Source organism: Streptomyces sp. NPDC107550 (assembly GCF_055639095.1).
In genome coordinates, this window is the sequence record NZ_JBVKBC010000015.1 from 23,087 (window position 1) to 43,796 (window position 20,710).

Consider the following 20,710-nt stretch of genomic DNA (forward strand, 5'->3'; position numbering starts at 1 on the left):
GGACCTCAGAGGAAGTAGAGACGGTTGAGGGAGACGGACTCGGCGGCCTCGGAGCGCAGCGGCTCGCCGTCGAGGGTGACCAGGCCGGAGCGCTGGTCCACGTCGACCGCGCCGGTACGGGTGTTCAGGCGCAGGTCGGCCGGGCCGATGCCCCGGGTGCCGCGCACGGCGACCCGGCGGCGGCGCGTCGGCATCGTGTCGTGGCCGTCGTCGACGGCGGCCCGGGCGACGAACGCCACGGACAGCTCGGCGGCGGTCGCGCCGAACGCCCCGAACTGCGGGCCGAGGACGAGGGGTTCGCAGGTGTCGGTCGCCGCGTTCGGATCGCCGACGACGCCGTACGCGGGGAAGCCCGACTTCAGGACCAGTTGGGGCTTCGCGCCGAAGAACTCCGGGCGCCACAGCACGATGTCGGCCATCTTGCCGGGCTCCAGCGAGCCGATCTCGTGCGAGAGGCCGTGCGCGATGGCGGGGTTGATGGTCAGCTTCGCCATGTAGCGCAGGACGCGCTCGTTGTCGTGGCCGACGCCCGGGTCGCCCAGCTCGCCCTTCATCTTCCCTGCCATGGCGAACGTACGGCGTACGGTCTCGCCGGCGCGGCCCATGCCCTGCGCGTCGGACGAGGTGATGCCGATGGCGCCCAGGTCGTGCAGGACGTCCTCGGCGCCCATCGTGCCCGCGCGGATGCGGTCGCGGGCCATGGCGGCGTCGCCGGGCAGGTCCGTCTTCAGGTCGTGGACGGAGACGATCATGCCGTAGTGCTCGGCGACCGCGTCCCGGCCGAAGGGGAGGGTGGGGTTGGTGGAGGAGCCGATGACGTTGGGCACGCCGGCCATCTTCAGCACGTTCGGTACGTGACCGCCGCCGCAGCCCTCGATGTGGAAGGCGTGGATCGTCCGGCCGTCGAGGACCTTCAAGGTGTCCTCGACGGACAGGCACTCGTTCAGGCCGTCGCTGTGCAGGGCGACCTGCACGTCGTGCTCCTCGGCGACGCGCAGCGCGGTGTCCAGGGCGCGGGTGTGGGCGCCCATGTCCTCGTGCACCTTGAAGCCGAGCGCGCCGCCCTCGGCCAGCGCCTCCACGAGCGGGGCGCCGTCGGAGGACGAACCCCGGCCCAGGAAGCCGATGTTGACGGGCCAGGCGTCGAACGCGGAGAACGCGTGCTTCAGCGCCCAGGGCGAGTTGACGCCGACGCCCCAGACCGGGCCGAACTCCTGCCCGATGATCGTGGTGACGCCGGACGCGAGCGACGCCTCCATGATGCGCGGGGACAGCAGATGGACGTGGGTGTCGACGGCTCCGGCGGTGGCGATCAGGCCCTCGCCGGAGACGATGGTCGTGCCGGTGCCGACGACGACGTCCACGCCGTCGAGCGTGTCCGGGTTGCCCGCGCGGCCGATCGCGTGGATCCGGCCCTCGCGGATGCCGATGGACACCTTGCGGATGCCGAGCGCCGCGTCGATCACGACGACGTTGGAGATCACGACGTCACAGGTGTCGCGGACGGCGGCGGCCTTCAGGTGCAGGCCGTCGCGGGCCGTCTTGCCGAACCCGGCCAGGAACTCGTCGCCGGGCTTCTGCGCGTCCGACTCGACCTTGATCGTGAGCCCCGAGTCGCCGAGCCTGACCCGGTCGCCGGCGCGGGGGCCGTGCGTGGCCGCGTACTCGTACGGGGAGAGGCTGCGCGCCTCCGCAGGGTGGCCTCCGGGGCGGCTCATCGGGCGTTCTCCTCGTCGTGCTCGGGGGTGTCGGCGCCGACGCCGAGATAGCCGCAGGCGGCGGCGCGGCGCAGCGCCTCCTCGCGGGCGCCGGGGGCGTCGAGCGGGCCGTCGACCAGGCCCGCGAAGCCGATGGCGATCCGGTCGCCGCCGATCGGCACGAGGCCGACCTCGCCGCTCTCCCCCGGGCCGAACCGGACGGACGAGCCGGCCGGCACGGCGAGGCGCATGCCGTAGGCGGCGGCGCGGTCGAAGTCGAGGCGGGGGTTGGCCTCGAAGAAGTGGTAGTGCGAGGTGACGGAGACGGGGACGGACGCGGTGTTCGTGACGGTCAGGACGACGGCCGCGGGGCGGTCCTCGTAGCCCGGGCCCGGGAGGAGGGCGCCGGGGGCGTCCTCGCCCGCGCTCGCGTCGGCGCCGATGGGGTCGCTGACGACGGCCAGGCGGGAGCCGTCGTCGAAGACGGCCTCCACGTGGACCTCCGTGACGACGTCCGCGACGCCGGGCAGGACGTCGTCCGGGCCGAGGGCCGCGCGGGCCTCCTCGATCGCCTCCGCGAGGCGTTTGCCGTCCCGGGCGGCCTCGCAGACCGTGTCGGCGATCAGGGCGGTGGCCTCCGGCACGTTCAGGCGCAGGCCTCTTGCCTTGCGGGCTCGGGCGAGTTCGGCTGCGCCGAAGAGGAGGAGGCGGTCACGTTCTGTTGGCGTCAGTCGCAAAGGAGCGCCCCTTTCTTTTAGACCCCCACTCTAACGTCCGCCCCTTTTGACTCCTACCCTGAGCGCAACTCCCAAGGGTGTTTTAGAACACCGCTCAAACTCCATGCCGCGCAGTCCCCAAGGAGAGTGGGTGGCTCCGGCCGGTGGGTTTCCTCGACTCGCGTCGTGGCTGATCGCGCAGTTCCCCGCGCCCCTGGGGAGTTCTCCGGGTGAGGCCCGCTGCCCTGAACGTTGCGCAGTTCCCCGCGCCCCTGAGGGAGCGGGGCTTCGCCCCAGCTCCCCAGGGGAGGAGGTGGCGACGCAGTCGCCCCTCCAGGGGCGCGGGGAACTGCGCGAGAAGCCCCACCGGGCGAAAGGTGAACGACAACCCCAGGGGGCAGCGCCCCGTCAGGGGCGCGGGGAACTGCGCAAGGCGGTCGCTGCAAGCGGCCTTACCCGGAGGACTCCCCAGGGGCGCGGGGAACTGCGCGACCAGCCCACCACCGGGCGAGAGGTGAAGGGAGACTCGGCGCACCCCTCGGCAAGAGGAAGGGCCGTCACCCCCCAGGCGGGGGGCCACGGCCCTTGCGTAGAAGAGAGGGAGATCAGGCGAGGCGGTGCATCCAGCCGTGCGGGTCGGAGACCTTACCGCGCTGGATGTCCAGCAACGCCTCCCGAAGCCGCATCGTCACCGCCCCGGCAACCCCCTCGGACTGCGTCCACTCCGCCCCGGCCCGCTTGACCCGCCCCACAGGAGTGATCACCGCCGCGGTCCCGCACGCGAACACCTCCGTCAGCTCCCCGGACGCGGAGTCCGCCTGCCACTGCTCGATGGAGACGCGCCCCTCCTCCGCCTCGTATCCGAGGTCCCGCGCGACCTGGAGCAGGGAGTCCCGCGTGACACCGGCGAGCAGCGACCCGGTCAGCGTCGGCGTGACGATCTTGTTCCCGTACACGAAGTACAGGTTCATGCCGCCGAGCTCCTCGACCCACTTGTGCTCGACGGCGTCGAGGTAGGCGACCTGGTCGCAGCCCTTGGCCGCCGCCTCCGCCTGCGCGAGCAGCGACGCCGCGTAGTTGCCGCCGGTCTTGGCGTCGCCGACGCCCCCGGGCACGGCGCGCACGCGGTCCTCGGAGAGCCAGATGGAGACGGGCTTGACGCCGCCGGGGAAGTACGCGCCGGCGGGCGAGGCGATGACGACGAACAGGTACTCGTTGGCCGGCTTCACGCCGAGGCCGACCTCGGTGGCGATCATGAAGGGCCGCAGGTAGAGGGATTCCTCGCCGCCGTGCGCGGGCACCCAGTCCTGGTCCTGGCGCACGAGCGCGTCACACGCCTCGATGAACGTCTCGACGGGCAGCTCGGGCATGCCGAGGCGCCAGGCGGAGTGCTGGAAGCGCTTGGCGTTCATGTCGGGGCGGAACGTGGCGACGGAGCCGTCGGGCTGCCGGTACGCCTTGAGGCCCTCGAAAATCTCCTGCGCGTAGTGCAGGACGTTCGTGGCCGGGTCGAGGGAGAGCGGGCCGTAGGGCACGAGCTGTCCGTCGTGCCAGCCGCGGCCCTCGGTCCACTTGACGGTCACCATGTGGTCGGTGAAGTGGCGGCCGAATCCCGGGCTGGCCAGGATCGCGTCGCGCTCCGCGGCGGACAGCGGGGTCGAGGAGGGCTTGAGCTCGATCGTGGGCGTCGTCGTCATGATTGCGTGTCCTTCACCGTGTGGTTGTGGCGGACCGCGTTCACCCCTGCACTCCCTGTACTAGGACGTCCGAGCTTTCACCTGTTCCGCGGCCCCGCGTTCGATTATCGCGCGTGGCCGGGTGTGCTCGTAACGGGCGGGGAGGGTGGGGTGGGGGTGCGGCCCTGGGTTGATGGTGACACCCGGGGCCGCACGCGAGAAGCCGCCGGGTGCGTGAGCGACCTGGCGGCTTGCGGAGCTGCGTGCTCCTGGACGTGAGCGCCGGGTCAGCCGGCTACTCGGGCGGCGAGCGCGTCGCCGATCTGCTGCGTGGTCCGGACGCTGTCGCCGCGCTCGCCGAGGTCGGCGGAGACGGCGGTCTCGATGCGCGCGGCCTCGGTCTCGTGGCCGAGGTGGCGCAGGAGGAGGGCGACCGAGAGGACCGTGGCGGTCGGGTCGGCCTTGCCCTGGCCCGCGATGTCCGGGGCCGAGCCGTGGACGGGCTCGAACATCGAGGGGAACTCGCGGCTCGGGTCGATGTTCCCGGAGGCCGCGACGCCGATGCCGCCGGAGACGGCCGCGGCGAGGTCGGTGATGATGTCGCCGAAGAGGTTGTCGGTGACGATGACGTCGAAGCGGGCCGGGTCGGTGACGAGGTAGATCGTCGCGGCGTCGACGTGGATGTAGTCGGTGGTGACGTCGGGGAACTCGGCGGCCACCTTGTTGAACGTGTTCGTCCACAGGTGCCCGGCGAAGGTCAGCACGTTGTTCTTGTGGACCAGCGTGAGCTTCTTGCGGGGGCGGGCCTGGGCGCGGGCGAAGGCGTCGCGGACCACGCGCTCGACACCGAAGGCCGTGTTGACGGAGACCTCGGTGGCGACCTCGTGGACGGTGCCCTTGCGGATCGTGCCGCCGTTGCCCGTGTAGGGGCCCTCGGTGCCCTCGCGGACGACGACGAAGTCGATCGCGGGCTGGCCGGCGAGCGGGGTGGCGACGCCGGGGAGCAGCTTCGAGGGGCGCAGGTTCACATGGTGGTCGAACGCGAAGCGGAGCTTGAGCAGGAAGCCGCGCTCCAGGACGCCGGAGGGCACGCTCGGGTCGCCGATGGCGCCGAGCAGGATGGCGTCGTGCTTCTTGAGGGCGTCGAGGTCGGCGTCGGTGAGGGTCTCACCGGTGGCGTGGTAGCGCTGCGCGCCGAAGTCGTACTCCTCGGTCTCCAGCTTCACATCCTGCGGGAGGACGGCGGAGAGGACCTTGAGCCCCTCGGCCACGACCTCCTGGCCGATGCCGTCACCGGGGATCACTGCGAGATTGATGCTGCGAGAACTTGCCGACATGCTCCGCACCGTACCCCTTGTCCCATGGGATGACACGCGCTGTCCAGCATATGGACGTGCCGGGCGGGCCGGTTCCCTCGCGGTCAGCGGGTGTTCACCCGCCGGGGTGGCGGGAGTTGGTCCGCCCTGGGAAGTTGCCTGCCATGACCGTGCCTTCGCGGGGGACGCCCCCGACGTCCTCCGAACCGCCCACCCCGGACGTCGGCATCCCGCCGCGGCTCGCCGCCCGGATGAGCATGCCGGAACAGCACGCGTATCTGCGCTCCCGGTTCGGCCGGCGCGTCAGCAGGCGGCGCGCCCTGACGGGGGCGGCGGCCGTGGCCGGCGGGGCGGCGCTGCTCAACGGCGGCCCCGCGGCGACGAGTTACGCGAACCCGCCGGGCGCCGCGCCGCACCGCTCCCCCGTGCGGGTGGCCGGGGCGCTGGTGGCGCCGTTCGGCCGGCATCTGGCGTTCGGCGCGGATCCCCGTACGCAGATGCGGATCTCGTGGCAGGTGCCGTTCGCCGTGGACCGGCCGTACGTGCGGATCGGGCACCGCCCCTGGGAGCTGAGCCGGAAGATCGAGGCGGAGGTGCGGGCGCTGCACACCCCCGCGCTGTCCCGGAAACTGCCGGCGGTCGAGCAGTACTACCTGCACGCGGCCCTGGACCGCCTGGAGCCGGGCACGACGTACTACTACGGCGTCGGCCACGACGGCTTCGACCCGGCGGACGCGGAGCGGCTCGGCACGCTCGGCACGTTCCGTACGGCGCCCTCGTTCCCGGAGCGGTTCGTGTTCACGGCCTTCGGCGACCAGGGCGTCGGCTATGACGCGCTCGCCACCGACCAGCTGATCCTCGGCCAGAACCCGGCGTTCCATCTGCACGCGGGCGACCTCTGCTACGCGGACGGCACGGGCCACGGCAAGGAGTCGGACACGTACGACGCCCGCGTGTGGGACCAGTTCCTCGCGCAGACGGAGACGGTGGCGAAGTCGGTGCCATGGATGGTGACGACCGGCAACCACGACATGGAGGCGTGGTACTCGCCGAACGGCTACGGCGGGCAGAGCGCGCGCTGGTCGCTGCCGGACGACGGTCCTGACCCGCGCCACGCGCCGGGCGTCTACTCGTTCGTGTACGGGAACGTGGGCGTGGTGGCGCTGGACGCGAACGACGTCTCGTACGAGATCCCCGCCAACCGGGGGTACACCGGCGGGCGGCAGACGGCCTGGCTGGACCGGCGGCTCGGTGAGCTGCGGGCGCGCGCGGACGTGGAGTTCGTCGTGGTCTTCTTCCACCACTGCGCGTACTCGACGTCGACGCACGCCTCGGACGGCGGGGTGCGGAACGCGTGGGTGCCGCTGCTGGCCCGCCATCAGGTGGACCTGGTGATCAACGGGCACAACCACGTGTACGAGCGCACCGACGCGATCCGGGGCACGCGGGGCGAGGTGGGCAAGCCGGTGCCGGTCGGCGCGTCGACCGATCCGACGCGCGACGGCATCGTGTATGTCACCGCGGGCGGCGCCGGCAAGGACCTCTACGGCTTCGGGCCGGGGGTGCGCGACAGCCACGAGGGGCACGTCGTCGACCGGGACGAGATCGTCACCTTCCGCTGGACGCGCTCACGCCTGCCCGACCCGGACCGGGTGAGCTGGTCGCGGGTGCGCTACACCGGCTTCTCGTTCCTCGCGGTGGAGGTGGAGCGGGGCCGGATGACGGTCTCCGCGCTGGCCGCGAGCGGCGAGCGCGTGGACCGTTTCGTGGTGCGGCGCGGCGGGGGCGCGGCGGAGCGGTGACGCGGCGGCCGGGTGTGACCGGTGACCCTGTGGTCAGTCTGTACGGGTGTGGGGACCGGCGCTCAGTGGCCGGTCTCGCCGCCGTTGTCCCTGCGGTCCAGGGCGCGCTGGAGGGCGGCGGCTGCGGTCCTCGCGGCCTGCCGGTCGGTTTCGCTGGAGGGGGAGACATGACGGACTCGGCGGCGAACGGGCGTCGCAGTGGCCATGGTGATCGACTCCTTGAGAATCACGTCAGGACGCGCGGAATTGCGCGCACCTAGGGGGATTTCGAGGCGCCGGAAGAGGCGGGGAGCGGGGAGCCGCAGGGGTTGCCTGCTTCGTGCTCCGGCTCGCGGCCGCCATTCGCCAGGTAAGCGAGTCGTTCGGCTTCTACAAAGCTAGGGCAGGTCGCTGCTTCTGTCTCCACAATTACTCGGACTTCCTACTATCTGAGACGGACCTCACCCGCCGGCCCTTCCCTGCGGGGGCTCGACCGCCCTTTACCTCAAGCGAGTTGACGTACGTCCCCGGGCCTGAAAGATGGGCACAGCACCGGGGGCGCCTGGCCGCCGGGACGTGGGGAGGGAGCCCGCCATGCGGGTCGTCACGCAGCGCCGCCTCGGCGGGCCCGAGGTGCTGGAGATCGTCGAACGGGAGCGGCCCGAACCGCGCGAGGGCGAGGTCCTGGTGCGGGTGTGCGCCATCGGCGTCAACCCGGTCGACCTGCTGGCCCGCTCGGGTGAGGCGCGGCTGTTCGGCGACCCGCCGTTCACGCTCGGCTGGGACCTCTCGGGGGTGGTCGAGGAGGCGGGACAGGACGTCACCGGGTTCCGGCCCGGCGACGAGGTCTTCGCCATGGTGCGCGGCGGGGCGTACGCCGAGTACGCCGTCGTGCGTACGGAACATCTCGCGCCGAAGCCCGCGAACCTCGAGCATGTACGGGCCGCCGCGGCACCGTCCGCCGCGCTCACCTCCTGGCAGGCGCTGGTGGATCTGGCGCAGGTCGGCCCGGGCCGCCGGGTCCTCGTGCACGCGGCGGCGGGCGGCGTCGGCCACATCGCCGTGCAGACGGCGAAGGCGGAGGGCGCGTACGTCTACGGCACCGCGCGCGCCGAGCACCATGACTTCCTGCGCGACCTCGGCGTCGACGAACCGCTCGACCACACGCGGACGGACTTCGCGGACGCCCTGCGGGACATCGACACCGTCCTCGACCTGGTGGGCGGCGACTACGGCCCCCGCTCCCTGTCCGTGCTGCGCCCCGGCGGCCTCCTGGTCTCGGCGGTGCTCGCGGACCCCGGTGTGACCCAGGACGACGCTCAGGCGCGCGGCGTCCGCTTCGCACCGGTCGCGGTGCAGCCCTCGGGCGTGACCCTGCGCAAGGCGGCAGCGCTCCTGGCAGCATCCCGCGTCCGCCCCCACGTCACGGCGACGTTCCCCCTGACATCCGCGGCGAAGGCCCACACCCTGGCCGCACAGGGCCACACCGAGGGCAAAATAGTCCTCACCGCGGACTCAGCCGCCTGACCCCGGCCCAGCCGCGCCGCCGCGCCGCGCAGGGACGACGCGCCCCCGGGTACGACACCGCCCCCGGCCGGGGTGGGGTCCTGGGCCGGGGGCGGGGGTCTGGGTCGGGCGCGGGCCCGTCGGGGGCGTCAGCCCATGTGGGGGTAGGTGTAGTCCGTCGGCGGGACCAGCGTCTCCTTGATGGCGCGGGTCAGCGTCCAGCGCATCAGGTTCTGCGGGGCGCCCGCCTTGTCGTTGGTGCCGGAGGCGCGGCCGCCGCCGAAGGGCTGCTGGCCGACGACGGCGCCGGTCGACTTGTCGTTGATGTAGAAGTTGCCCGCGGCGTAGCGCAGCTTCTCCATCGTGTGCGCGGCGGCGGCACGGTCGTTGGAGATGACCGAGCCGGTGAGCGCGTAGTCGGACACGGACTCCATCTGGTCGAGCATCTCGTCGTACTTGTCGTCCTCGTAGACGTGGACGGCGAGGAACGGGCCGAAGTACTCGGTGGTGAAGACCTCGTTGGCCGGGTCGGAGCACTCGACGACGGTCGGGCGCACGAAGTAGCCGACGGAGTCGTCGTAGGTGCCGCCCGCGACGATCGTGCAGGACGGGTCCGACGTGGCGCGGTCGATCGCGGCCTTGTTCTTGGCGAACGAGCGCTCGTCGATGAGGGCGCCGATGAAGTTCGACAGGTCGGTGACGTCACCCATCTTGATGCCGTCGACCTCGGCCGCGAACTCCTCCTTGAACCCGTCGTTCCAGATGGACGCCGGGATGTAGGCGCGCGAGGTCGCGGAGCACTTCTGGCCCTGGAACTCGAAGGAGCCGCGGGTCAGCGCCGTCTTGAGGATCGCGCGGTCGGCGCTCGGGTGGGCGACGACGAAGTCCTTGCCGCCGGTCTCGCCGACGAGACGCGGGTAGGTGCGGTACTTCTCGATGTTGTTGCCGACCGTCTTCCACAGGTGCTGGAAGGTCTTGGTCGAGCCGGTGAAGTGGATGCCGGCCAGGTCGCGGTGGTTCAGGGCGACCTCGGAGACGGCGAGGCCGTCACCGGTGACGAGGTTGATGACGCCCTTGGGCAGACCGGCCTCCTCCAGGAGCTGGAGCAGCAGGACGGCCGCGTGGGTCTGCGTCGGGGACGGCTTCCAGACCACCACGTTGCCCATGAGGGCGGGGGCGGTGGGCAGGTTGCCGGCGATGGCCGTGAAGTTGAACGGCGTGATCGCGTAGACGAAGCCCTCCAGCGGGCGGTGGTCCATGCGGTTCCACACGCCGGTGGAGTTCGCCGGCGGCTGCTCGGCGAGCAGGTTGCGGGCGTAGTGGACGTTGAAGCGCCAGAAGTCGACCAGCTCGCAGGGCGTGTCGATCTCGGCCTGCTGCGCGGTCTTGGACTGGCCGAGCATGGTGGAGGCGGCCATGGTCTCGCGCCACGGGCCGGACAGCAGCTCGGCGGCGCGCAGGATGATCGCGGCGCGGTCGTCGAAGGACATGGCGCGCCAGGCCGGGGCGGCGGCCAGGGCGGCGTCGATCGCGTCCTGGGCGTCCTGCTCGGTGGCGTTGGCGTACGTACCGATGACGGCCTTGTGGTTGTGCGGCTGTACGACGTCGAAGCGCTCGCCGCCACCCATACGACGTACGCCGCCGATGGTGCAGGGCAGCTCGATCGGGTTCTCGGCCAGCTCCTTGAGCTTGGCCTCCAGGCGGGCACGCTCCGGGGAACCGGGGGCGTAACCGTGCACCGGCTCGTTGACCGGGGCGGGGACCTGGGTCACGGCGTCCAGGGTCATGGGTCCGTATCTCCTTCGGGGGTCGGGGAGTTATCGGTCGGGCTGGTGGGGGCTCAGCTCTTGGGGAGGGCTCAGCTCTTGGTGAGGATCGAGCGGGCGAAGAACAGCAGGTTGGCGGGCTTCTCCGCGAGGCGGCGCATGAAGTACCCGTACCAGTCGGTGCCGTACGCGGTGTAGACGCGCATGCGGTGGCCCTCGGCGGCGAGCCGCAGGTGCTCCTCGCTGCGGATGCCGTACAGCATCTGGAACTCGTACTCGTCCAGCTTGCGCCCGGCGCGCCGGGCCAGCTCCTGCGCGATGGAGATCAGGCGCGGGTCGTGCGAGCCGATCATCGGGTACCCGTCGCCGTCCATGAGGATGCGCAGGATGCGGACGTACGCCTTGTCGATCTCGCCCTTGTCCTGGTACGCGACCTCGGCGGGCTCCTTGTAGGCGCCCTTCACGAGGCGGACGCGGCTGCCGGCGGCGGCGAGGCGGCGCGCGTCCGCCTCGGTGCGGAACAGGTACGCCTGGATGACGCATCCGGTCTGCGGGAAGTCCTTCCGCAGTTCCTCGTGGATGGCGAACATCGAGTCGAGGGTGGTGTGGTCCTCGGCGTCGAGCGTGACGGTGGTGCCGATGGCGGCGGCGGCCTCGACGACCGGGCGCACATTGGACAGGGCCAGCTCGTGGCCGCCCTCCAGGGCCTGGCCGAACATCGACAGCTTGACGGACATCTCGGCCTTCTCGCCGAGGCCGAGGCCCTTGAGGTGCTCGATCAGCTCCAGGTAGGCGTCGCGGGCGGCGTACGCCTGCTCGACGGTGGTGATGTCCTCACCGACCACGTCGAGGGTGACCTCCAGGCCCTTGGCGGCGGCGTCCTCGATGACGGGCACGACGTCGTCGACGGTCTCGCCCGCGATGAAGCGGGCGACGACCTGCTTGGTGCCCGGAGCCGCCGACACGAAGGAGCGCATCTTGTCGCTGCGCGACGCGGCGAGGATCAGGGGAGCCAGCACGGGCACCTCCACGGGAGCATGAGTTGTCGAGAGGCCGAACCACCACAAAGGGTGAACGGCACGGGGAACCACCGTGAAATCTAAGGATCGCTCCGATCCTGTGCCATCGACACCTGTCACGCATCTGTGGCCACCACCTCAGACATCTGTATGAAGGCCCGTCCGGCATGCGGGACAATGGCGGGGTGAAGGGCGATTACCAGGACCTGGTGGACGAGATCTCGGCGCTGCTCGGCGCCCCGGCGACGCTGGAGAACCGCGACTTCCGGCTGATCGCGTTCGGCGCCCAGATGAGCGACGCGGACAGCGACTTCGACGCCTCGGCCCTGGACCCGGTCCGCACCCGTTCGATCCTGACGCGCACCTCGACGCCGGCCGTGCGCGCCTGGTTCGAGGGGTTCGGCATCGCCCGCGCGACCCGCCCCGTCCGTATCCCCGCGACCCCGGAGGCGGGCGTCTACCGGGGCCGGATCTGCCTTCCCGTACGCCATCGGGGCATCGTCCTCGGTTACGTATGGCTGCTGGACGACGAGCCGGGCCCGACCGACGCGCAACTGGACGCGGCGATGGAGGTGGCCGGCCGGATCGGGGCGCAGCTCGCCGACGAGGCGCAGGCGGGCGCGGATCTGACCCGCGAGTTCCACTCGGTGCTGACGGCCGAGCGGGGCTGGCAGCGGGACATGGCGGTGGCGGCGCTGCGCACGGCGCTCGGCAGCCGCGCGGAGGGCCTGCACACGGTGGTGTGCGTGGCGCCCTGGCCGTCCGCCGACCCGGACGACGCGCCCTCGGTCCGTACGATCCCGGCGGCCGACGCGCTGTGCACGGTGCCGTGGGGCGCGACGGGCCAGTGCCTGGCGCTGCTGGTGCGGCTGCGCTCCTCCGAGGTGCTCGCGCCCGCGCTGTGGGCGGCGGCGAAGCTGCGCGGCGCGGCGGGCGCGGTCCCGGGGGCGGTCGCGGCCGGGGTGGGCGCCCCGCGCTCGGACCTCGCGGAGCTGGCGACGGCATGGCAGGAGGCGACGGCGGCGGCGCGCGCGGCTCTGGCCGACCCCCGGCTCGGGCCGGACGCGCAGTGGGCGCTGATCGGCCCGTACCGCCTGCTGACCGCGCTGCCCGCCGAGGCCGCGCACGACCCCGCGGTGGCGCCCCTGCTGGCCCCGGCGCACCGGCAGCTCGCGCGCACCGCCGAGATGTTCCTGGACTGCGCGGGGCAGGCGGGGCGCACGGCGGCGGCGCTCGGCATCCACCGCCAGACGCTGTACTACCGCCTCTCGCGCGTCGAGCAGCTCACCGGTCTCGACCTCGACGAGGGCGAGGACCGGCTCCTGCTGCACATGGCACTGAAGGCATCACGGCTGTGACGGCTGCGGCCACTGCGTCGCCTGTGGCGACAGGGACCCGGTTCAGCCGTCCGCCGAGCGCTCCGTCCCCGCGATCAGCCGCCGCAGCCCCTCCGTGAGCCGCTCGGCGGACGGGGCCGTGTCCGGGTCGAGCATGTACTGGGAGATCAGGCCGCTCATCAGGCACATGTAGAACGCGCCGAGGGTGTCGACGGCCGGGTCGTCGGCGGGGGGCTCCGCGCCGCCCTGGAACATCGGGATGAGCCCCCGGCCGCCCTCGCTCTGGGACCGCGCCACGAAGTCGCGCACCGCCGGCATCTTGTCGCCGACCACCACCAGTTCCATGCCCAGGTGCCAGATCGAACCGGGCCTGCCCATGGCCGCGATGACGTTCGTCCAGACCTCCTGGAACCGTTCGAGCGACCCTTCGGGCGTCGTGAACCCGCCGCCGCCGTCGAAGTCGTCGGAGTGCTCCTCGAGCAGGGCGATGTACGCCTGCGCGAGAAGGGCGTCCTTGGAGCCGTAGTGGTAGCCGATCGAGGCGAGGTTGGCCCCGGACTCCTTCACGATGTCCCGCGCGGTCGTGCGCGCGAACCCCTTCTCCCGCAGACAGCGCATGGCGCCCGCGAGCAGATCTTCCTTGTGTCCCATGCCGGTCATCCTGCCCTAGACATCCGTCTACGACGCAAGTACTAGACGAGCGTTCTAGACGACTGTTTTATACGAGCGTCATAGACAAGCGTATAGAACCTGGCTAGCGTTCCTCCCATGACGACCAAGACCCCGCGGCGACGCGCCGCCGCCACTCCGGCCACCAACCCCTGGACCGCCTTCACCGTCCTTCTGCTCCCGCTGCTCCTGGTCTCGATGGACGTCTCCGTCCTCTACTTCGCCATCCCCGAGATCAGCCAGGAACTGCACCCCACCGCCACCCAGCAGCTGTGGATCTTCGACGTCTACGGCTTCGTCCTCGCGGGCCTGCTTCTCACGATGGGCTCCCTCGGCGACCGCATCGGCCGCCGCAAGCTGCTCCTCATCGGGGCCGCGGCCTTCGGCGCCGCCTCCGTGCTCGCCGCCTACTCCCCCAGCGCCGAGACCCTGATCGCGGCCCGCGCCCTGCTCGGCGTCGGCGGCGCCACCCTGATGCCCGCGACGCTCGGCATCGTCCGCTCCCTGTTCACCGACGCCGCCCAGCGCGCCAAGGCCATCGGCATCTGGTCCGGCGCCATGGCGGGCGGCGTCGCCCTCGGCTCGGTGATGTCCGGGCTGCTGCTCGAACACTTCTGGTGGGGCTCGGTCTTCCTGATCAACGTGCCCGCGATGCTGCTGCTCCTCGTGACCGGCCCGCTGCTCCTGCCGGAGAGCCGCGACCCCGGGGCGCCGTCCCGCTTCGACCTGCTGTCCGTGCCGCTGTCCATGGCGACCGTCCTGCCCGTCGTCTACGGCCTGAAGAAGATCGCCGCCGACGGCTTCGCCGCGGGCCATCTGCTGTTCCTCGCGGCCGGCCTGGTCTTCGGCGTCCTGTTCGTCCACCGCCAGCGGACCGTCCCGCACGCCATGATCAGCCGCGCTCTGTTCACCCGGCGGATCTTCACCACGGGCATCGCGCTCAACACCCTGATCATGTTCGCCATGATGGGCTCCGCGTTCTTCACCACGCAGTACCTGCAGTCCGTCCTCGGCTACGCCCCGCTCAAGGCCGCCCTGTGGTCCCTCGCGCCGTCCGTGCTCATCGGCGGCGTCGCCCCGGCCGCCGCCGCCCTCGCCCAGAAGACCGAGAAGCGGTACGTGGTCGGCGGCGGGTTCCTGCTCGCCGCCGCCGGGTTCGGCCTCATGGCGCAGGCCGGGACTAACTCCCTGGTCCTCGTCCTCGCCGGCGCCGGGGTGCTCGGCTGCGGCGTCGTCTCCGTCGCGTCGGTCGTCACCGATCTGGCGCTGACCGCGACCCCGGCGGACAAGGCCGGCACGGCGGGCTCCCTCCTGGAGACGGGCCAGGAGTTCGGCGGCGCGCTCGGCATGGCCGTCCTCGGCTCGGTCGGCACCGCGGCCTTCCAGGCGGGCCTGCCGGCGGGTGCCCCGCAGACCCTGGGCGAGGCCATCACCGTCCCCGCCTACGCCGAAGCCGCCCGCGCCGCCTTCGTGGACGGCATGGCCTGGGCCTCGTACGCGGCGATCGCCGTCCTGCTGGCCGGCGCCTGTCTCGCCTTCACCCTGCTGCGCCACCGCGAGCAGGAGCGGCGGCCGGCCGGGGAGGCGCCCCGCGCGAGCGCGCCGGAGCCGGCCGGCTGATGCCCGGCGCGTACAGCCGCGAGAACGCCGAAGGGCGGCCGTCCCGTACATGTACGGGACGGCCGCCCTTGCCGGCTCGCCAGCTTGCCGGAGTGACTACGGTGCTACGCCGAGAGGTTGACCGCGCGGGCCGAGGTCGCGCCGATCTCCGCGGCCAGCTCGCTCAGCACCGCCGGGGCGACCGTGTCGTCGACCGTGAGCACGGCCAGCGCCTCGCCGCCGACGTCGGCGCGGGCGACCTGCATGCCGCCGATGTTGATCCCGGCCTCGCCGAGCACACGCCCGACCGTGCCGACGACACCCGGGCGGTCCTCGTACCGCAGGACGACCATGTGGTCGGCGAGCGCGAGGTCCACGTCGTACTCGCCCACCGCGACGATCTTCTGGAGGTGCTTGGGACCGGCGAGCGTGCCGGAGACCGCGACCTCCTGGCCGTCGCCGAGGGTGCCGCGCACCGTCACCACGTTGCGGTGGTCCGGCGACTCGGAGGAGGTCGTCAGGCGCACCTCGACCCCGCGCTCCTGCGCGAACAGCGGAGCGTTCACGTACGAGACGGTCTCGTCGACGACGTCCTCGAACACGCCCTTGAGCGCGGAGAGTTCGAGCACCTTCACGTCGTGCTGGGTGATCTCGCCGTACACCTCGACGTCGAGGCGGACCGCGACCTCGCCGGCGAGCGCGGTGAAGATCCGGCCGAGGCGCTCCGCGAGCGGCAGGCCCGGCTTGACGTCCTCGGCGATGACGCCGCCCTGCACGTTGACCGCGTCGGGGACCAGCTCACCGGCGAGCGCGAGGCGCACCGAACGGGCCACCGCGATACCGGCCTTCTCCTGCGCCTCGTCCGTGGAGGCGCCGAGGTGCGGGGTGCAGACGACCTGGTCGAACTGGAACAGCGGCGAGTCCGTGCACGGCTCCTTCGCGTACACGTCGAGGCCGGCGCCGGCGACGCGGCCCTCCTTGAGCGCCGAGTACAGCGCCTCCTCGTCGACGATGCCACCGCGCGCCGCGTTCACGATCCGCACCGACGGCTTGACCTTGTGCAGGGCCTCGTCGCCGATCAGCCCCAGCGTCTCGGGGGTCTTGGGCAGGTGGACGGTGATGAAGTCGGAGACTTCGAGCAGCTCGTCCAGCGAGAGCACCTTCACGCCCATCTGCGCCGCGCGCGCGGGCTGCACGTACGGGTCGTAGGCGACGACCTTCATGCCGAACGCGGACATGCGCTGCGCGACCAGCGCGCCGATGCGGCCGAGGCCGACGACGCCGAGCGTCTTCTCCGCCAGCTCCACACCCGTGTACTTGCTGCGCTTCCACTCGCCGCCCTTGAGCGCCTGCCCGGCCTGCGGGATGTTGCGGGCGGTGGCGAGGAGGAGGCCGCAGGCCAGCTCGGCGGCCGTCACGATGTTGGACGTCGGGGCGTTGACGACCATGACGCCGGCCTTGGTCGCGGCGGACACGTCCACGTTGTCCAGGCCCACGCCAGCGCGGGCGACGACCTTGAGGCGGTTCGCGGCGGCGATGGCCTCGGCGTCGACCTTGGTGGCCGAGCGGATCAGGATGGCGTCGACGTCGGCGATGGCGGGCAGCAGCTCGGCCCGGTCCGCGCCGTTGCAGTGGCGGATCTCGAAGTCGGGGCCGAGCGCGTCGACCGTCGCCGGGGACAGCTCCTCGGCGATGAGTACGACGGGTTTGCCGGTGGCAGAAGTGCTCACGTGAGTCCTCACAAGTCCCAATGCGGACGGCCGTCCCGACGGCCGCAGGCGGTGGAGGGGTAGCGGCCCCGCGGGGTCGCTGTGCATGGCCGCGTGGAAGACGCACGACGCTGTGGGCCCGACGCGTATTAGTTCAGCAGTGTAGTGGCGTACGGGGAGAGCGCTTGCGCCTCCCTGGAAGGATCACCCGTCCGTGGCTGGACGCCGTGGACAACGACGGGGACGCGCCATGACGAACGGGGCCGCGGCGTGTGCCGCGGCCCCGTCGTGGAGGGGTTACGCCTCCTCGTTGTCCACCCAGCTCATGAGCTTGCGCAGCTCCTTGCCGGTGGTCTCCAGGAGGTGGTTCTCGTCCTGGGTCTTGTACTCGTTGTACTTCTTCAGACCGCTGTGGTACTCGTCCATCCAGTTCTTGGCGAACGTGCCGTCCTGGATCTCGGCGAGGACCTTCTTCATCTCGGCCTTGGTGGCGTCCGTGATGATGCGCGGGCCGGTCACGTAGTCGCCCCACTCGGCGGTCTCGGAGATCGACCAGCGCATCTTCTCCAGGCCGCCCTCGTACATGAGGTCCACGATGAGCTTCAGCTCGTGCAGGCACTCGAAGTACGCGATCTCCGGCTGGTAGCCGGCCTCGGTCAGGGTCTCGAAGCCCGCCTTGACCAGCGCGGCGGTGCCGCCGCACAGCACGGCCTGCTCGCCGAACAGGTCGGTCTCGGTCTCCTCGGTGAAGGTCGTCTTGATGACGCCGGCGCGGGTGCCGCCGATGCCCTTCGCGTAGGAGAGCGCCAGGTCGAACGCCTTGCCGGTCGCGTCCTGCTCGACGGCCGCGATACACGGGACGCCGCGGCCCTCCTCGTACTGGCGGCGCACGAGGTGGCCCGGGCCCTTGGGGGCGACCATGCAGACGTCCACGCCGGCCGGGGGCTTGATGAAGTCGTAGCGGATGTTCAGGCCGTGGCCGAAGAACAGGGCGTCGCCGTCGTTCAGGTTGTCCTTGATGGACTCCTCGTAGACCTGGGCCTGGATCGGGTCCGGGACGAGGATCATGATGACGTCGGCCTCGGCGGCGGCCTCCGACGGCGTCACCACGCGCAGGCCCTGCTCCTCGGCCTTGGCGCGGGACTTGGAGCCCTCGTGCAGACCGACGCGCACGTCGACGCCGGAGTCCCGCAGGGACAGCGCGTGGGCGTGGCCCTGGGAGCCGTAGCCGATCACCGCGACCTTGCGGTTCTGGATGATGGACAGGTCTGCGTCGTCGTCGTAGAACAGCTCGGCCACTGGGGTTCTCCTTGGTGTGCAGGTGTTGCGTCCCACCGTACGGCGGGGTGCGTCAGGGAAGTTTTCAGGTCTCGGTATACGAGAGGGTCGCCCGGGGGTGCGGGCGGGGCGCGCACGCCCGGGGGCGTGCGCGGGGGTCACGCGCTGCGGTCGAGGGCGCGCAGGCTCCGGTCGGTGATGGAGCGCGAGCCGCGGCCCACGGCGATGGTGCCGGACTGGACCAGCTCCTTGATGCCGAAGGGTTCCAGCATCTTGAGCATGGCCTCCAGCTTGTCGCTCGAACCGGTGGCCTCGATGGTGACGGCCTCCGGGGAGACGTCGACGGTCTTGGCGCGGAACAACTGGACGATCTCGACGATCTGCGAGCGCGTCTCGTTGTCGGCGCGGACCTTGGCGAGGACCAGTTCGCGCTGGACGGCGGAGCCCGGTTCGAGCTCGACGATCTTCAGGACGTTGACCAGCTTGTTGAGCTGCTTGGTGACCTGTTCCAGCGGGAGCGACTCGACATTCACGACGATGGTGATGCGGGAGATGTCGGGGTGTTCGGTGACACCGACCGCGAGCGAGTCGATGTTGAAGCCGCGGCGGGAGAAGAGGGCCGTGATCCGGGCGAGGACACCGGGCTTGTTCTCCACCAGGACGGAGAGCGTGTGCTTGGACATGTTTTCGGTCTTCCTCGCTCAGTCGTCTTCGCTGTCGCCGAAGTCGGGGCGGACGTCCCGGGCGGCCATGATCTCGTCGTTGGAGGTGCCGGCGGCGACCATCGGCCACACCATGGCGTCCTCGTGGACGATGAAGTCGATCACGACGGGGCGGTCGTTGATCGCGTTCGCCTCCTCGATCGCCTTGTCGAGGTCCTCGGGGCGCTCGCAGCGGATCGCGTAACAGCCCATCGCCTCGGACAGCTTGACGAAGTCCGGGACGCGCGTGCCCTTGTTGGGCGGGATCTCACCGTCGGGGCCCGCGTGCAGCACGGTGTTGGAGTAGCGCTGGTTGTAGAACAGGGTCTGCCACTGGCGGACCATCCCGAGCGCGCCGTTGTTGATGACGGCGACCTTGATCGGGATGTTGTTCAGGGCGCAGGTGGTCAGTTCCTGGTTGGTCATCTGGAAGCAGCCGTCGCCGTCGATGGCCCAGACGGGCTTGTCCGGCGCGCCGGCCTTGGCGCCCATCGCGGCGGGCACCGCGTAGCCCATGGTCCCGGCGCCGCCGGAGTTGAGCCAGGTCGCGGGCTTCTCGTACTGGATGTAGTGCGCGGCCCACATCTGGTGCTGGCCGACGCCCGCGGCGAAGATCGTGCCCTCGGGGGCGAGTTGGCCGATGCGCTCGATGACCTGCTGCGGCGACAGGGAGCCGTCGGCGGGCTTGTCGTAGCCGAGCGGGTAGGTGTCGCGCCAGCGGCTGAGGTCCTTCCACCAGGCGCTGTAGTCGCCGGTGTGGCCGTCCGCGTGCTCCTTCTGCACGGCCTGGATCAGGTCGGCGATGACCTCGCGGGCGTCGCCCACGATCGGCACGTCGGCGGCGCGGTTCTTGCCGATCTCCGCCGGGTCGATGTCGGCGTGCACGATCTTGGCGAACGGCGCGAAGCTGTCCAGGTTGCCGGTGACGCGGTCGTCGAAGCGGGCGCCGAGGGCGACGATCAGGTCGGCCTTCTGCAGCGCGGTGACGGCGGTGACCGCACCGTGCATGCCGGGCATCCCCACGTGCAGCGGGTGGCTGTCGGGGAAGGAGCCGAGCGCCATCAGGGTGGTGGTGACGGGCGCTCCGGTCAGCTCGGCCAGGACCTTCAGCTCGGCGGTGGCGCCGGCCTTCATGACGCCGCCGCCGACGTAGAGGACGGGGCGCTTGGCGCCGGTGATGAGCTTGGCGGCCTCGCGGATCTGCTTGGCGTGCGGCTTGGTCACCGGGCGGTAGCCGGGCAGGTCCATGACGGGCGGCCAGCTGAACGTGGTCTGCGCCTGGAGGACGTCCTTCGGGATGTCCACGAGGACCGGGCCCGGGCGTCCGGTGGAGGCGATGTGGAACGCTTCCGCGATGGCCTGCGGGATGTCCTTGGCGTCCTTGACCAGCACGTTGTGCTTGGTGATCGGCATGGTGATGCCGACGATGTCCGCCTCCTGGAAGGCGTCCGTGCCGATCGCCTTGGAGGCGACCTGGCCGGTGATCGCCACCAGCGGCACCGAGTCGAGATAGGCGTCCGCGATGGGCGTGACGAGGTTGGTCGCACCGGGGCCCGAGGTCGCCATGCAGACGCCGACCTTGCCGGTGGCCTGCGCGTAGCCGGTGGCCGCGTGGCCCGCACCCTGCTCGTGGCGCACCAGGACGTGACGGACGCGGGTCGAGTCCATCATCGGGTCGTACGCGGGAAGGATCGCACCGCCGGGAATGCCGAATACGGTGTCGGCCCCGACCTCCTCAAGCGAGCGAATGAGGGACTTCGCACCCGTGACGTGCTCGACGGGGGCGGACTGTCCTCCGGAACGGGGCCGCGGCTGCGGATGGTGGGCCCCGGTGGCCTGCTCGGTCATCGGCTTCTCTTCTCGATGCTGAGGGTTTTTGCGAGGTTTGTGCGGGAGTCTTACGGGTCGCGTCCTGTGCCGGTGCAACAAAAAACCCCTCG

Annotated in this window: 16 protein-coding genes; 4 read left to right on the forward strand and 12 right to left on the reverse strand. The window is 71.3% G+C overall.

The annotated features are described in order from the left end of the window. Positions 1-5: 5 nt before the first annotated feature. From ACZ7LY_RS20590 to ACZ7LY_RS20605, 4 genes are all read right to left on the reverse strand, one after another. A complete protein-coding gene (locus tag ACZ7LY_RS20590; protein WP_471626080.1) occupies positions 6-1,718 on the reverse strand; it encodes an urease subunit alpha in 1,713 nt (570 codons plus the stop codon). After that, the gene (gene ureA / locus ACZ7LY_RS20595) at positions 1,715-2,434 is read right to left on the reverse strand and encodes an urease subunit gamma (protein WP_471626081.1); all 720 of its coding nucleotides are present in this window, start codon (positions 2,432-2,434) and stop codon (positions 1,715-1,717) included. Before ureA ends, ACZ7LY_RS20590 begins: the two co-directional genes overlap by 4 nt. Before the next feature lie 584 nt (positions 2,435-3,018). After that, positions 3,019-4,110, reverse strand: coding sequence for a branched-chain amino acid aminotransferase (locus ACZ7LY_RS20600; RefSeq protein WP_471626082.1), 1,092 nt, complete (start codon positions 4,108-4,110; stop codon positions 3,019-3,021). A gap of 266 nt (positions 4,111-4,376) precedes the next feature. Beyond that, a complete protein-coding gene (locus ACZ7LY_RS20605) occupies positions 4,377-5,426 on the reverse strand; it encodes a 3-isopropylmalate dehydrogenase (protein WP_471626083.1) in 1,050 nt (349 codons plus the stop codon). A gap of 143 nt (positions 5,427-5,569) precedes the next feature. On the opposite strand from ACZ7LY_RS20605, the gene ACZ7LY_RS20610 reads away from it, so the two are divergent. Continuing rightward, positions 5,570-7,207: a purple acid phosphatase family protein gene (locus ACZ7LY_RS20610; RefSeq protein ID WP_471626084.1), complete on the forward strand. Its 1,638-nt coding sequence runs from the start codon at positions 5,570-5,572 to the stop codon at positions 7,205-7,207. Positions 7,208-7,269: 62 nt separating this feature from the next. Here ACZ7LY_RS20610 and ACZ7LY_RS20615 read toward each other — a convergent pair whose 3' ends face one another. After that, positions 7,270-7,413 carry a hypothetical protein gene (locus ACZ7LY_RS20615; protein ID WP_471626085.1) on the reverse strand — a complete coding sequence of 48 codons (144 nt, stop codon included), beginning with the start codon at positions 7,411-7,413 and terminating at the stop codon, positions 7,270-7,272. Between the two features lie 367 nt (positions 7,414-7,780). Here ACZ7LY_RS20615 and ACZ7LY_RS20620 point away from each other — a divergent pair, with 367 nt between their 5' ends. Beyond that, the gene (locus ACZ7LY_RS20620; protein WP_471626086.1) at positions 7,781-8,713 is read left to right on the forward strand and encodes an NADP-dependent oxidoreductase; all 933 of its coding nucleotides are present in this window, start codon (positions 7,781-7,783) and stop codon (positions 8,711-8,713) included. A gap of 128 nt (positions 8,714-8,841) precedes the next feature. On the opposite strand, the gene pruA is transcribed toward ACZ7LY_RS20620, so the two are convergent. Both pruA and ACZ7LY_RS20630 read right to left on the reverse strand, forming a co-directional pair. After that, on the reverse strand, positions 8,842-10,473 hold the full coding sequence (gene pruA, locus ACZ7LY_RS20625; protein ID WP_471626187.1) for an L-glutamate gamma-semialdehyde dehydrogenase: 1,632 nt from the start codon (positions 10,471-10,473) through the stop codon (positions 8,842-8,844). Positions 10,474-10,550: 77 nt separating this feature from the next. Then, positions 10,551-11,477, reverse strand: coding sequence for a proline dehydrogenase family protein (locus ACZ7LY_RS20630; RefSeq protein WP_471626087.1), 927 nt, complete (start codon positions 11,475-11,477; stop codon positions 10,551-10,553). Positions 11,478-11,644: 167 nt separating this feature from the next. On the opposite strand from ACZ7LY_RS20630, the gene ACZ7LY_RS20635 reads away from it, so the two are divergent. Beyond that, the gene (locus ACZ7LY_RS20635; protein ID WP_471626088.1) at positions 11,645-12,835 is read left to right on the forward strand and encodes a PucR family transcriptional regulator; all 1,191 of its coding nucleotides are present in this window, start codon (positions 11,645-11,647) and stop codon (positions 12,833-12,835) included. A 42-nt stretch (positions 12,836-12,877) separates the two neighbouring features. Here the strand turns inward: ACZ7LY_RS20635 and ACZ7LY_RS20640 are convergent, their stop codons facing one another. Then, entirely contained in the window at positions 12,878-13,465 is a 588-nt protein-coding gene (locus tag ACZ7LY_RS20640; protein WP_471626089.1) for a TetR/AcrR family transcriptional regulator, read from the reverse strand. Between the two features lie 117 nt (positions 13,466-13,582). Here ACZ7LY_RS20640 and ACZ7LY_RS20645 point away from each other — a divergent pair, with 117 nt between their 5' ends. Then, entirely contained in the window at positions 13,583-15,103 is a 1,521-nt protein-coding gene (locus ACZ7LY_RS20645; RefSeq protein WP_471626090.1) for an MFS transporter, read from the forward strand. A 104-nt stretch (positions 15,104-15,207) separates the two neighbouring features. On the opposite strand, the gene serA is transcribed toward ACZ7LY_RS20645, so the two are convergent. The 4 genes from serA to ACZ7LY_RS20665 all read right to left on the reverse strand — a co-directional run bounded on the left by serA (position 15,208) and on the right by ACZ7LY_RS20665 (position 20,618). After that, positions 15,208-16,812 carry a phosphoglycerate dehydrogenase gene (serA, locus tag ACZ7LY_RS20650; RefSeq protein WP_471626091.1) on the reverse strand — a complete coding sequence of 535 codons (1,605 nt, stop codon included), beginning with the start codon at positions 16,810-16,812 and terminating at the stop codon, positions 15,208-15,210. A 276-nt stretch (positions 16,813-17,088) separates the two neighbouring features. Continuing rightward, a complete protein-coding gene (gene ilvC, locus ACZ7LY_RS20655; protein ID WP_471626092.1) occupies positions 17,089-18,090 on the reverse strand; it encodes a ketol-acid reductoisomerase in 1,002 nt (333 codons plus the stop codon). A gap of 137 nt (positions 18,091-18,227) precedes the next feature. Beyond that, positions 18,228-18,752, reverse strand: a complete 525-nt coding sequence (gene ilvN, locus ACZ7LY_RS20660; protein WP_471626093.1) for an acetolactate synthase small subunit — start codon at positions 18,750-18,752, stop codon at positions 18,228-18,230. Between the two features lie 18 nt (positions 18,753-18,770). Continuing rightward, a complete protein-coding gene (locus ACZ7LY_RS20665; protein WP_471626094.1) occupies positions 18,771-20,618 on the reverse strand; it encodes an acetolactate synthase large subunit in 1,848 nt (615 codons plus the stop codon). Positions 20,619-20,710 lie beyond the last annotated feature (92 nt).